The sequence below is a fragment of the Olsenella massiliensis genome, from assembly GCF_001457795.1.
Taxonomy (GTDB): domain Bacteria; phylum Actinomycetota; class Coriobacteriia; order Coriobacteriales; family Atopobiaceae; genus Olsenella_F; species Olsenella_F massiliensis.
Window position 1 is genome coordinate 172,392 of the sequence record NZ_LN898211.1, and the last position, 12,371, is coordinate 184,762.

General features: G+C 64.5%; 10 protein-coding genes. All 10 read left to right on the top strand.

Annotation, left to right across the window (positions count from 1 at the left end; all coding sequences use genetic code 11):
- The first annotated feature begins 3 nt into the window (after positions 1-3).
- Positions 4-978 carry a D-isomer specific 2-hydroxyacid dehydrogenase family protein gene (locus BN3001_RS04840; protein WP_058270686.1) on the top strand — a complete coding sequence of 325 codons (975 nt, stop codon included), beginning with the start codon at positions 4-6 and terminating at the stop codon, positions 976-978.
- A gap of 418 nt (positions 979-1,396) precedes the next feature.
- Positions 1,397-2,059 carry a bifunctional 4-hydroxy-2-oxoglutarate aldolase/2-dehydro-3-deoxy-phosphogluconate aldolase gene (gene eda / locus BN3001_RS04845; RefSeq protein ID WP_082629992.1) on the top strand — a complete coding sequence of 221 codons (663 nt, stop codon included), beginning with the start codon at positions 1,397-1,399 and terminating at the stop codon, positions 2,057-2,059.
- Positions 2,060-2,116: 57 nt separating this feature from the next.
- The gene (locus BN3001_RS04850; protein ID WP_058270688.1) at positions 2,117-3,211 is read left to right on the top strand and encodes an iron-containing alcohol dehydrogenase family protein; all 1,095 of its coding nucleotides are present in this window, start codon (positions 2,117-2,119) and stop codon (positions 3,209-3,211) included.
- 126 nt (positions 3,212-3,337) lie between these two features.
- Positions 3,338-4,483: an HAD hydrolase family protein gene (locus tag BN3001_RS04855; RefSeq protein WP_058270689.1), complete on the top strand. Its 1,146-nt coding sequence runs from the start codon at positions 3,338-3,340 to the stop codon at positions 4,481-4,483.
- The gene (locus BN3001_RS04860; RefSeq protein ID WP_058270690.1) at positions 4,480-5,649 is read left to right on the top strand and encodes a UxaA family hydrolase; all 1,170 of its coding nucleotides are present in this window, start codon (positions 4,480-4,482) and stop codon (positions 5,647-5,649) included. The genes BN3001_RS04855 and BN3001_RS04860 overlap by 4 nt, the downstream gene beginning before the upstream one ends.
- A gap of 375 nt (positions 5,650-6,024) precedes the next feature.
- Positions 6,025-7,221 (top strand): sugar ABC transporter substrate-binding protein, encoded by a 1,197-nt coding sequence (locus tag BN3001_RS04865; RefSeq protein ID WP_082629993.1) that lies wholly within the window; start codon positions 6,025-6,027, stop codon positions 7,219-7,221.
- A gap of 82 nt (positions 7,222-7,303) precedes the next feature.
- Positions 7,304-8,251, top strand: a complete 948-nt coding sequence (locus BN3001_RS04870) for an ABC transporter permease (RefSeq protein ID WP_082629994.1) — start codon at positions 7,304-7,306, stop codon at positions 8,249-8,251.
- A 13-nt stretch (positions 8,252-8,264) separates the two neighbouring features.
- Complete coding sequence (locus BN3001_RS04875) at positions 8,265-9,767, top strand: sugar ABC transporter ATP-binding protein (protein WP_058270691.1); 1,503 nt, start codon at positions 8,265-8,267, stop codon at positions 9,765-9,767.
- A gap of 12 nt (positions 9,768-9,779) precedes the next feature.
- Complete coding sequence (locus tag BN3001_RS04880; protein WP_058270692.1) at positions 9,780-10,763, top strand: ABC transporter permease; 984 nt, start codon at positions 9,780-9,782, stop codon at positions 10,761-10,763.
- A gap of 82 nt (positions 10,764-10,845) precedes the next feature.
- Complete coding sequence (gene araA / locus BN3001_RS04885) at positions 10,846-12,342, top strand: L-arabinose isomerase (RefSeq protein WP_058270693.1); 1,497 nt, start codon at positions 10,846-10,848, stop codon at positions 12,340-12,342.
- Positions 12,343-12,371 lie beyond the last annotated feature (29 nt).

Here is a 12,371-nt window from a genome sequence, read left to right on the forward strand (position 1 = left end):
GTTATGAATTACAACATCGCCATCGTCAACTCCTCCTCCTTCGGGCAGTACTTCCCAGAGCATCTGGAGCGCCTCAAGGCTCTGGGCAGCGTCGAGCGCGTGCGCGTCGCAGGTGACGCGCACGGCAAGGAGCTTGCGGACGCATTGCGCGACTTCAACGTGGTCATCGCGTCGGTCACCCCGTTCTTTGACGCGGAGTTCTTTGACAACAAGCGCGACCTGCTGCTGCTGAGCCGCCATGGCATCGGCTTCAACAACGTTGACGTCGAGGCCGCGACCAAGACGGGCACGCTCGTGACGACCGTTCCCCCCAAGGTGGAGCGTGACGCCGTGGCCGAGGGCACCGTCGCGACCCTCATGAGCCTGATGAGACGCGTCAGCGACTCGCATGTGGCCGCCAACGAGGGTCGCTGGGCCGACCGCGCCTCGTTCATCGGCGCGGGGCTGTCCGGCAAGACCCTTGGCATCGTGGGGTGCGGCAACATCGGCACGCGCGTGGTGGAGATTCTGAGCCGCGGCTTTGACATGCGCGTCCTTGCCTGCGACCCGGTGCGTCACGAGAAGTGGGCGGACGTTTTGGGCGTGGAGTACGCGGATTTGGACACCGTCGTCTCTGGCTGTGACGTCCTGTCCCTCAACGCGGACCTCAACCCCAGCTCCCTGCACATCATCGGGGAGCATGCCCTCTCGCTCATGAAGCGGGGCGTGTATGTGGTTGATACCGCCCGGGCGGACCTCATTGACCAGCAGGCCATGCTGCGTGCCCTGCAGGATGGCACGGTCGCGGGCCTGGCGCTCGACGTGATGCACGACGAGCCCCCGGCACCCGACGACCCCTACTTCAACCATCCCAAGGTGCTGGTGACCACGCACATCTCGGCCTATACCGCCGAATGCCTGCGTGGCATGGGCGACAAGGTGACGGGGGACGTGGAGCGTCTGGCGCGGGGTGAGGAGCCCGTCAACGCCAAGAACTAGAAGATGCCCATAGACACCCGTTCGCCTTCTAGACGGGGCAGTGGTGGGGGTCGTCCGGGCTGTTGCCGGGCGACCCCTTGTCGGAAAGGGGAGTCATGGAGCGCGTCGGTGCCGTCATCTTTGACATGGACGGGTTGGTGCTTGATACCGAGAGCATCTGCTATGAGGCGTACCTGAGGGCGGCGTAGGAGCTTTCGGGGCTGTGGGTGTCACGCTCGCGGCTGCGACGCGCGTTTGCGGACATCCGACGGCTCGGCGCACCCCACAACCCCGACATCGTCTTCAAGGACTTTGAGGATTCCCTGAAGGCGCATGCCCGTAAAAAGAAAAAATAAAATACTAAATTTTGTAAAAAAAGAAAATAAATTCGCTATACTAGAAGCCGTCCCACAACACCGACAAGCGAGCGAGGCTTCTCATGGCAACTGGACAGTACATGGAGTCAAACGGCTTCTACGATGCGGTAGAGGCCTGCGGGGTCGTGCCCGTGGTGGTGCTCGACAAGGTCGAGGACGCGGTCCCTCTGGCTGAGGCGCTCAATCGTGGTGGGCTTCCGGCGGCTGAGGTCACCTTCAGGACGCCGGCGGCAGCCGCATGCATCGAGAGGATCGCGCGTCAGTGCCCTGGCGTGCTCGTGGGTGCCGGAACGGTGCTCAACGTAGAGCAGGCGAAACGCGCCGTGGACGCGGGCGCCCGCTACCTGGTGTCACCCGGGACCGACAGGGAGACGCTCTGCTGGGCGCTGCAGAACCACGTCAACATCGTTCCCGCCGGCGTCACGCCCACCGAGGTCGGCTGGCTGAGGGGCCAGGGCATTGGTCTTACCAAGTTCTTCCCGGCCGCCGTCTTTGGGGGCGTCAAGGCCATATCGGCGCTGGCGTCCGTCTTCATCGGCCACAAGTTCATGCCGACGGGTGGCGTGAGCAGGCAGAACCTTGGCGAGTACCTCTCGCTTCCGTCGGTCATGGCCTGCGGCGGCACATGGATGGTCAAGCCGTCGCTCTTTGCCGATGGTGACTTTACGGAGGTGGAGCGCCTGGCAGGCGAAGCCGCCTGCGCGGTGCGAGACGTGCGTGGGTAGCTCAGACGGCGCGAGGCAGGGCCACATTGGCCCACATGACGAGGAGGAAGCTCTCTTATGGCAGACACCAGCAAGCTTGACACGGCAATAAAGTTTGGCGCCGGACGTTATCGTCAGGAACGAGGCCTCATCGGCAGCTGCGGTGAGGAGGTGGCCCGTTTTGGCACGCGGCCCCTGGTCGTCACGGGGCCAAACTCCTGGGCCGCCGTCGGGGAGCCGCTCCTGGAGGATTTCAACGCGGCCGGACTGGCTCCCAAGGTGGAGGTCTTTGACGGGTGGTGCTCGTTTGAGGCCGCTGAGGACCTTGCCAAGGCGGCGCGAGCGCACGGGGCGGACGAGATCGTGGGTGTGGGCGGCGGCAAGATCATGGACCTTGCCAAGGCCGTCGGCGAGACCGCCGGCCTGGGTACCGTCAACATTCCCACCTCCGCCTCCAGCTGCGCACCGTTTACCTGCATGAGCGTGATGTACACCGCAGAGGGCGGCAAGAAGCTCAGCTGGCGCTTTGACCACGAGATCGACGCCTGCCTCATGGACATGGACGTCATCGCCGCATGCCCCATCCGCTTTAACGCGGCGGGCATCATCGACGCCATGGCCAAGCGGATCGAGATGCTCAACGGCAAGCCCGCGCTCTCCCTTGACGACACGCCCGTTGACGTCTTCACCGCGTACAGCGTCGCCGAGTACACCTATCGCGTGCTCAAGGACGTCGCCCTGCGGGCCATCGAGGACAACCGCCGCCACGAGGCGACGAAGGCGCTCAACGACATGGCCTTCATGAACGTGCCCGTGACCGGCGTCATCGCCAACACCACCAAGAGCTTCAGGCAGTCCGAGCTCGCCCACGTGATCTATGACGGCGTGCGCACCATCTTCACCGAAGAGGGGCAGGACGCCATCCATGGGGAGGTCGTGGGTGTGGGACTGTTCTGCCAGCTCTACTTCAACGGCCAGCAGGGCCAGGAGCAGGAGCTGCGCGATCTCATGCGGGCCATGGACATGCCGCTGACCTTCCCGGACCTTGGCATCAAGGCGACGGACAAGAACCTTGACGCCATCGAGGAGTACATCGTCAACTCCCGCCACTACAACAGCACCGACCCGGCGGACCGCCGGCGTCTGCATGAGGCCGTGCACGAGATGGCGTAAGCTTAGGGCGAGGGTCCCCTCACGTGGGTGGCGGGGACCTCACCTTGAGGGCGGAAAGCCCCTCACCCTGCCTGCCTCGTTCCGGGCAGGCTCCACCGCGCAAGGCGCGCGTCAGGAGGAGAACACATGGCGACATCCCACATCCAGGCGCGTCCGAGCATGGTCTTCTGCGACCTGGACGGCACCCTTCTTGCGCGTGACAAGTCCTTAGGAGAGCGGACGCGCAGGGTCTTGGGGCGTCTGGACCGTGCGGGGATAGAATTCGTGGTCAGCACGGGGCGGTCCATCGAGGGCATTCCCGACGAGCTGATGTCTGCAGTACGGCTGCGCTATGCCATCACGGCCGACGGGGCCTCCATATACGGGCCAGGCGACGCTTCGGGGAGCTTTGTGCGTCTCAGGCTGCATGACATGCCTGCGGACGAGACGCTGGGGCTCATCAGGCTCGTGGAGGCAACGGACTCCTACATAGACCTCTTCAGCGAGGGCGTCGCCTTCGTGAGCCGCGGCCAGCTGGACAAGCTTGCGGGCCTGGGCGTCATGCCCGCGGACGTCGCCTACATGCGCTCGGTGCGCCACGAGGTGGATGGCTCTCTGGGGCGAATTGTGGAGGAGGGGAAGGCCGTGGAGCGGCTCACCATCTTCCCAAAGGACGACGCGACGCGCGATTGCGTGTCCCGCTTTGTCGACGACTGCGGGAGCCTTGCGGTGTTCTGCTCCCAGCCCGCCAACATGGAGGTCGTGAGCTCGCAGGTCAGCAAGGGAAACGCCCTTCGCTGGCTCTGCGGGCGCCTGGGCGTGCCGACGGAGGAGGTCATTGCCTTTGGCGACTCCGCCAACGACGGGCCCATGCTCCAGGCGGCGGGCGTCGGCGTGGCCATGCCAGACGCCCCCGCGCAGGTGCGGACCCTTGCAGATACGGTGTGCCCCCTTGACTGCGACCATGAGGGCGTGGCGGCGCTTTTGGAGGACATCCTGGCGCCACGGCAGGTTCCCGCCCTGCTCATGCACGAAAAGGATGACGTCGTCACCTGCCTGGGGGCCATGCTCGCGGGCGACGTGGCCGCAGTCAGAGGCCTTGACGGGCACCACGTCTGCGACCTCGCCGTGAGGGAGCGCGTGGGGCAGTATCACAAGCTCGCCCGCCGTGACGTCGGCGCGGGTGACCTCCTGCGCAAGTACGGAGAGGTGATCGGCGTCGCCAGCGCGCCCATTGCCCAGGGGCGATGGGTGCATGCCCATAACGTCGAGAGTGTGAGGACGCGCGCATGATCAGGGGATACAAGCGACCGGACGGCAGGATGGGCGTGCGCAACCATGTGCTGGTGCTCTCGTGCGTGGGCTGCGCCAACCATGTGGCGCGCGCCATCGCCCAGAGGGTGCCCGGCGCCGTCGCCCTGGAAAACGCGAAGGGCTGCGGTCAGGTGGGCAAGGGCCTTGCCATCATGCGCCGCTGCCTGGTGAACCTGGCCTTGAACCCCAACGTTTTCGGGACGCTCGTCGTGGGTCTGGGCTGCGAGACCACCAAGCCCCTTGAGCTGGCGCAACGTCTGGGCGAGCAGAGCGCGAAGCCCGTGGAGGTGATCACCATCCAGGGCGCGGGCGGGACGCTCGCGGCCATCGAGGAGGGCGTGCGCCTCGCGAGCGACCTGGCGGGCCGGGCGGCGCTCGTGCGGCGCGAGGACATGCCCCTGTCAGCGCTGGTGCTGGGCACCAACTGCGGCGGCTCCGACGCGACGAGCGGCCTAGCGGCCAACCCGACCATCGGCGTGGTGGCAGATTGCGTAACGGGCGCGGGGGGAACGGTGCTTTTGGGCGAGACCACCGAGCTCATAGGCACCGAGCACATCCTGGCGTCGCGCGCCGCGAGCGCGGAGGTGGGGCAGGACGTCCTGCGCATCGTGCGCGACCTCGAGGAGCAGTTCGTTCGTCGCGGCATAGACGTCAGGGGCGCAAACCCCTCGCCGGGCAACATGAAAGGGGGCCTCTCAACCCTTGAGGAGAAGGCGCTGGGCGGCATCTCCAAGGGAGGCACCTCGCCCATCACGCAGGTCGTGGCCTATGGGCAGATTCCCTCTCGACGCGGCCTCGTCATCATGGACACCCCCGGGTACGACATTGAGTCCGTCTCGGGCATGGCGGCGGGCGGGGCGCAGGTCCTGCTCTTTTCGACCGGCAGGGGCAATCCCATCGGGAACCCGCTCATGCCCGTCATAAAGGTCACGGGCAACGCCTCCACGTATCGCCGAATGGTAGACAACATGGACTTTGACGCCTCCGGTGCCATAGGCGGGGCGACATCGGTGCAGGACGAGGGAACGCGGCTGCTTGAGCTGCTGGAGCGCGTGTGCAACGGGGAGCCGACCAAGGCCGAGCGCCTGGGGCAGGACGACTTTGCGATCTACCACAACGACGAGCTGTGGTGCGGCTGCCTGTAGCCGCCTCGCGCGTCGCGCGGAGTTAGCGATGGATATAAACGTTATTAAACGTTTTCCGTGCCAAACATGCCAAAAAGATATAAACATTCCCGCTAACATACCGCTTAATGTCAAAATATGACCACTCACACCCTGGTCGATTCAGTACCTGTTTATAAGCTGTTAGAACAGATGGCAGCAAGAGACAGTCGCCAACCGTAGTGCGTCATCATCATTACATATACGTTTACCTGCACGATTGCAAAGGATATGCAATGGATTCCAGGTTCGTTCCGTAGTGAGGCGGGCTGGCTTTGTGTCTTGCTTCGCATGAGGTGGTAATGGTTACAAAAAATGTGAACATTACCGTGTAAACAAATGGAAGGGGTTGTGAGGATGAACGTCTCAAGAAGGGGCTTTGTGAAGTACGCCGGCCTCATGGGCGGCATGATGGGGACGGGCGCCCTTGCGGGCTGCTCGGGCGCCGGCTCCGGCGGGGCCTCCTCCTCGGGCGACAAGATCAAGATCGGCGTCTCCATCTGGAGCTCCACCGACGCCCTTGGCAAGCTCTCCGTCGAGATCATCCAGAAGGCCGCCGACATCCTGGGCGTCGAGATCTCCACCGTTGACCAGGGGCACGTCTCCGAGCAGGTCACGGCCTCCGTCGAGACGCTCTGCGCCGCAGGCTGCAACGGCATCGTCATCTGCAACTCAGCTGACTCCGAGATGACCTCCGCCATCAACACCTGCAACGACAACCAGGTCTACCTGGCCCAGTTCTACCGCATGATCTCCAAGGACGCCTCTCCCGACGTCTACAAGCTCGCCGAGGCGTCCGAGTACTACGTCGGCGCCGTCCACGAGGACGAGGTCGCCAACGGCGAGAAGCTCGTCAGCCTCCTGGCGGCCGACAACGACGACGCCTACGAGGGCCTCGTGAAGGGCGCCCGCAACATCAAGCTCGAGGCCTGGACGGTCGGCGACGCCACGTTCCAGCTGCGCTGGCAGGGCTACAAGTCGGGCGTCGAGGCCTGGAACAGCGCCCACCCCGACGACAAGGTGGCCCTGTCCGACCCCGTGTACGCCAACACCTCCTCCTCGGAGGGTGCCAACGTCACCCAGCAGTTCTACAACACCGACCCCACCATGGACGCCCTCATCGTCGCCGGCGGCGGCGGTGACCCGCTCGTGGGCTCCGTGGGCCAGCTGGCCAACATGGGCCTCACCGGCAAGATCCGCGTCGCCTCGACGGACTTCCTGGATGACCTCAAGGCCCAGCTCGAGTCCGGCGGCATGTACGCCGAGTCCGGCGGGCACTTCTGCGACCCGCTCTACGCCTTCCTCATGGTCTACGCCGCCTGCAAGGGCAACGCCGACTTCAAGCCCACCGTCGGCACCTTTGGCCGCGAGATTCTCTTCCCCTACGTGTACGTCTCGTCCGTCTCCGAGTACGAGGACTACGAGAAGTACTTCGTCAAGGACGCCCCCTACACCGACGACGAGATCGCCAAGCTCGCCGAGATGGGCTTTGACGAGCTGAACAAGTCGGCCACGTCGCTCTCCATCGAGGACGTCAAGACGCGTCACGCCTAGGAGCCCGCAACGCCCGTCAGGGGGCGGGCCCACCGTGGGCCCGCCCCCTTGTCGTGACGCGTCATCCTGAAAGGACTGGTGCATGGAACTCATCAAGAAGGCGAGGCAGAGCCAGTGGTACGGCGTGGGGCTGCTCCTCGTTGTCACAGCCTTGGTGTGGACGGCGTTCAAGCTCTTGTGCCCCACCACGTTTGGCGCCCCCGACCAGATGCTCACCTACCTGCAGACCGGCCTCATCTACGCCGTGGGCGGCTGCGGCCTGTATTTCATCGTCGTCATGGGGCTCTGGGACTTCTCCATTGGCTCGGTCCTCGTTCTCTCGTCCTTGGTCTCCATCGGCTTCGCGCAGCGCTTTGGCGTGTTTGGCCTCGTCGTCGCCCCCGTGGTCTGCGGGGCCCTGCTCGGTGCCGCCAACGGTCTCGCCTACATCAAGCTGAGGATTCCGTCGCTGATCGTCACCGTGGGCCTCTCGCTCATCTATGAGAGCCTCTCGGTCTTTGCCGCCGACGCGTACGGCACCCGCCTGAGCGACGCGTACAAGATGTTCGGGTCGTATCCCTACAACCTCATCCTGGCGCTTCTCGCCTTTGGGCTCTGCACGTTCATCCTGGGCTACACCAAGCTCGGGACGTACGTCAACGCCATCGGCGCCAACGAGGCCACCGCCAAGAACATGGGCGTCAACGTGGACAGGTACAAGTTTTTCGCCTTCGTCCTCTGCTCGCTGTTCGTGGGCATCATGTCCATCCTCTACATCGGCTACGGCACCGCCCAGACGCCCATGACCGGCATGCTCTCGCAGTCGCTCAACTTCAAGCCCCTCATGGGCACCTTCTTTGGGCTCGCCTTCAAGCGCTATGGGCATCCCGTGGCATCCATCGTCATTGGTGAGTTCATCATCTCGATGATGTTTGCCGGCTTCGTCGCCCTGGGCATGCCCGTCACGATCAACAACGTGGTCACGGGTGCGACGCTGCTTGCCATCGTCTGCATGACCGTCAAGCGCGTCAACGGCGCCGTCGTCAAGTAGGGGGGGAGACGCCATGAGCAACAAGCTGCTGCTGCACGCCGAAAAGATCGACAAGAGCTTTGGTCCCACGCACGCCGTCAACGAGGTGTCCCTCGACTTCTACGAGGGCGAGATTCACGCGCTCATCGGTGAGAACGGCTCGGGCAAGTCCACGTTCACCAACATGCTCACGGGCATCCTGCCCATCGGATCGGGTACGTTCACCCTGGACGGCGGGGACGTGGCGCCTAAGAACCAGGTGGACGCCAACCACCACGGCATCGCGATCGTGGTCCAGGAGACGGGCACCCTCAGCGGCCTCACCGTCGCCGAGAACATGTTCCTCGGCGACGAGGACCAGTTCGCCAGGGGAGGCATCAAGGACAGCGCGGCCATGAACAGGAAGGCCCAGGAGCTCCTTGACGCCTATGGCCTCGGGCACATCAAGGCCACGAGCGTCATCGACCACTACGACTTCGAGGACCGCAAGCTCGTCGAGATCGTCAAGTCCACCTGGTTTGACCCCAAGGTCCTCGTCATCGACGAGACGACCACGGCGCTCTCGCAGAGCGGCCGCCAGAAGCTCTTCGAGGTCATGCGCCACGTACGCGACCTGGGGCACTGCGTCATCTTCATCTCGCACGACATGGGCGAGGTCCTCGACATGTCCGACCGCATCTCCATCCTGCGAGACGGCGTGTTCATCACGACGGTCGAGCGCGGCGAGGTGGACGAGGACCGGCTCAAGACCCTCATGGTGGGCCGCGAGATGGACGACCACTACTACCGCACGGACTTTCCCGACTACGCCAAGGAGGCCCCCGGCGAGGTCGCGGTGTCCCTGAGGGGCGTCTCGGTTCCCGGTGAGATCGACGACGTCAGCTTTGATTTGCACCATGGCGAGATCCTGGGCATCGGCGGCCTCTCCGAATGCGGCATGCACGAGGTGGGCAAGGCCATCTTCGGTGCCTCCTTTGACCGTTCCGGCGAGGTGAGCCTTGCCGACGGCACCCAGGTCAAGGACATCAATACGGCCATCGACCACTCCATCGCCTACGCGTCCAAGGACCGCGACAACGAGTCGCTGCTCATCAACGACACCATCGAGGACAACATCACGCTCCCCTCGATGCGCGACATGGGCCTCGTCCTCTCGGACCGTCACCTCTACGAGTTCGCCGACACGTACGCCAAGCTCATGAGCACCAAGATGGTCAGCGTCAAGCAGTTTGTCTCGGCGCTGTCGGGCGGCAACAAGCAGAAGGTCGTGCTGGCCCGCTGGCTGGGCAAGCAGTCGGACATCCTGGTGCTCGACTCGCCCACGCGCGGCATCGACATCAAGGTCAAGGCGGCCATCTACGCGCTGCTCGAGCAGATGCGCGCCGAGGGCAAGGCGATCTTGATCATCTCCGAGGAGATCATGGAGCTCATCGGCATGTGCGACAGGATCCTCGTGATGAAGGACGGCACGATCAACGGCGAGCTCACGCGCGACCCCGACCTGTCCGAGCAGGACCTCATCGCGAAGATGGTCTAGGAGGGACCCTTGATGACGACTTCAAACGACACGGCGCTCGAGGCGGGCGCCCAGGGCACAAAGGAGAGAAAAGAGGCCCTCATGTCGCGGCTTCGCAGCTTTCTCCCGCTCATCGGCTTCGTGGTCATCCTCGGCTTCTTTGCCGTGGCGACCCACGGGTCCATCCTTACGCCCAAGAACATCACGCTGATCCTCTCGGGCGGCTACATGCTCATGATCGCCGCCTGCGGCGTGTGGCTCATCATGACCATGGGATGCCTTGACTTCTCGCAGGGCTCCATGCTGGGCGTCGCCTGCGCGGTCTTCTGCGCGCTGTCCCAGGTGAACCTCGTGCTCGCCATCCTCGGCAGCGTCGCGACCGGCGCGCTCGTCGGCGCCGTCAACGCCTACTTTCACGTGCGCCGACAGATACTCTCCTTCGTGGTCACGCTGTGCATGATGTTCCTGCTTCGAGGCATCTGCGCCTTCATCACCACCGAGAGCCCCGTCTACGCGGCGTCCTATGTCACGACGTTCAACAACATGCCGCTGCTCATGGGCATGACCGTCACCATTCTCGTCATCACCTACCTCGTGACGCGCTTCACGGCCCTGGGCCACAACCTCAAGGCCATCGGCGCCAACGAGAAGGCCGCCCGCTTTGCCGGCATCAGGGTCCAGAGGACCAAGGTCATCATCTACGTCGTCGCCGGCTGCATCACGGGCTTCGCCGCGTTTGTCAACGCCATCAAGGTCGGCTCCGTGACCTCGACCGCCGGCAACATGCTCGAGACCCAGCTGCTCATCGCCATGGTCCTCGGCGGCATGCCCATCAACGGCGGCGCGCGGGCGCGCTTCTCCAACGTCGTCATCGGCGTCCTGTCGTATCTCGTGCTCCAGAAGGGCCTCGTCATGATGGGCTTCGCAACCGAGATTCAGCAGCTCATCCTTGGCGTCGTCTTTGTCGCCATGGTCGCGCTCTTCTCCGACCGCAGCCTTGGGCAGGTCATCAAGTAGCCTCACCTGCCGCCGGCGCCGGCTCGCCGTCTTGGCGGCCCCCGCCTGCCCGTCACCCACGTTTGCGAGAAAGGACTCACTCATGCTCAAGGTCAGGAAGTATCAGTTCTGGTTCTGCCCCTGCACCCAGGACCTGTACGGCGACGAGGTGCTCGCCCACGTGTCTGCCCATGCCGCCGAGGTCGTGGCGGCCCTCAACGCGTCCGAGGCCATCCCTTACGAGGTCGTCCTCAAGCCCAACCTGCTCACCGACGACGTCATCACGGCCACCTTCGCCGCCGCCGACGCCGACCCCGACTGCGCCGGCATCATCACCTGGGCGCACACCTTCTCGCCCTCAAAGTCCTACATTCACGGTCTGCGGCGGCTCGAGAAGCCCCTCTGCCAGTTTGCGACGCAGTACAACGAGGAGATTCCGTACGACGCCATCGACATGGACTTCATGAACGAGAACCAGGCGGCCCACGGCGAGCGCGAGCTGGGGCACATCTTCGCGCGCATGCGCTGGACGCATAAGGTGGTGTTTGGCCACTGGAAGGACGAGGAGGTCCGTGCCGAGCTGGGTGCCTGGCAGCGCGTGGCCGTTGGCGTCGTGGAGAGCGCGAACATCCGCGTGGCTCGCTTTGCCGACACCATGCGCAACGTCGCCGTCACCGACGGAGACAAGGTCGAGGCGCAGATCAAGTTCGGCTGGGTCGTCGACGCCTGGCCCGTCAACGAGCTCGCCCCCTACGTGGAGGGCGTCGCCGCCGCCGACGTCAAGGCGCTTACCGACGAATACTACGACACGTACGAGGTCATTCTGGACGGGCGCGACCCTGAGGAGTTCCGTCGTCATGTCGAGGTCCAGGCGGCGCAGGAGATCGGCATCGAGCGCTTCCTGGACGAGCACGGCTACAATGCCTTCTCGGACCACTTTGGCGACCTGGGTGGCCTCAGGCAGCTCCCGAGCCTTGCCGTCCAGCGCCTCATGCAGAAGGGCTACGGCTTTGGCCCCGAGGGAGACTGGAAGACGCCCGCCATGGTGCGCCTGATGAAGGTCATGACCGCCGGTATGAAGGGCGCACGGGGCTCCGCCATGATGGAGGACTACACCTACAACCTCGTGCCGGGCAAGGAGGGCATCCTCGAAAGCCACATGGCCGAGGTCGACCCCTCCGTGGCCGACGGCCGCATCGCCATGCGCGCCACACCGCTCTCCATGGGCGAGCGCGAGGACCCCGCGCGTCTTATCTTCACGGGCAAGACGGGTCCCGCCATCGCCACCTCCCTCATCGACCTGGGCAACCGCTTCCGCCTGATAATCCAGGACGTGGACTGCAAGAAGGTCGAGAAGCCCATGCCGCTGCTGCCCACTGGCACCCTCTTCTGGACCCCGCGCCCCAACCTCAAGCTGGGGACCACCGCCTGGATCTATGCCGGTGGAGCGCACCACACGGCCATGTCGTTTGACCTCACGGCCGACCAGATGGTCGATTGGGCCGACGCCATGGGCATCGAGTCGGTGGTCATCGACGCCGACACCAGACTTCGCGACTTCCAGCAGGCGCTCAAGCTCGGTGAGGTGTACTACCGCTAGGCCGTCGCGCGGCCTGGGCGACCGGCCGC

Excerpts from the sequence above, each read along its gene's own strand:
- BN3001_RS04840 (WP_058270686.1), top strand. The coding sequence starts at position 4 with ATGAATTACAACATCGCCATCGTCAACTCCTCCTCCTTCGGGCAGTAC.
- eda (WP_082629992.1), top strand. The coding sequence starts at position 1,397 with ATGGCAACTGGACAGTACATGGAGTCAAACGGCTTCTACGATGCGGTA.
- BN3001_RS04850 (WP_058270688.1), top strand. The coding sequence starts at position 2,117 with ATGGCAGACACCAGCAAGCTTGACACGGCAATAAAGTTTGGCGCCGGA.
- BN3001_RS04855 (WP_058270689.1), top strand. The coding sequence starts at position 3,338 with ATGGCGACATCCCACATCCAGGCGCGTCCGAGCATGGTCTTCTGCGAC.
- BN3001_RS04860 (WP_058270690.1), top strand. The coding sequence starts at position 4,480 with ATGATCAGGGGATACAAGCGACCGGACGGCAGGATGGGCGTGCGCAAC.
- BN3001_RS04865 (WP_082629993.1), top strand. The coding sequence starts at position 6,025 with ATGAACGTCTCAAGAAGGGGCTTTGTGAAGTACGCCGGCCTCATGGGC.
- BN3001_RS04870 (WP_082629994.1), top strand. The coding sequence starts at position 7,304 with ATGGAACTCATCAAGAAGGCGAGGCAGAGCCAGTGGTACGGCGTGGGG.
- BN3001_RS04875 (WP_058270691.1), top strand. The coding sequence starts at position 8,265 with ATGAGCAACAAGCTGCTGCTGCACGCCGAAAAGATCGACAAGAGCTTT.
- BN3001_RS04880 (WP_058270692.1), top strand. The coding sequence starts at position 9,780 with ATGACGACTTCAAACGACACGGCGCTCGAGGCGGGCGCCCAGGGCACA.
- araA (WP_058270693.1), top strand. The coding sequence starts at position 10,846 with ATGCTCAAGGTCAGGAAGTATCAGTTCTGGTTCTGCCCCTGCACCCAG.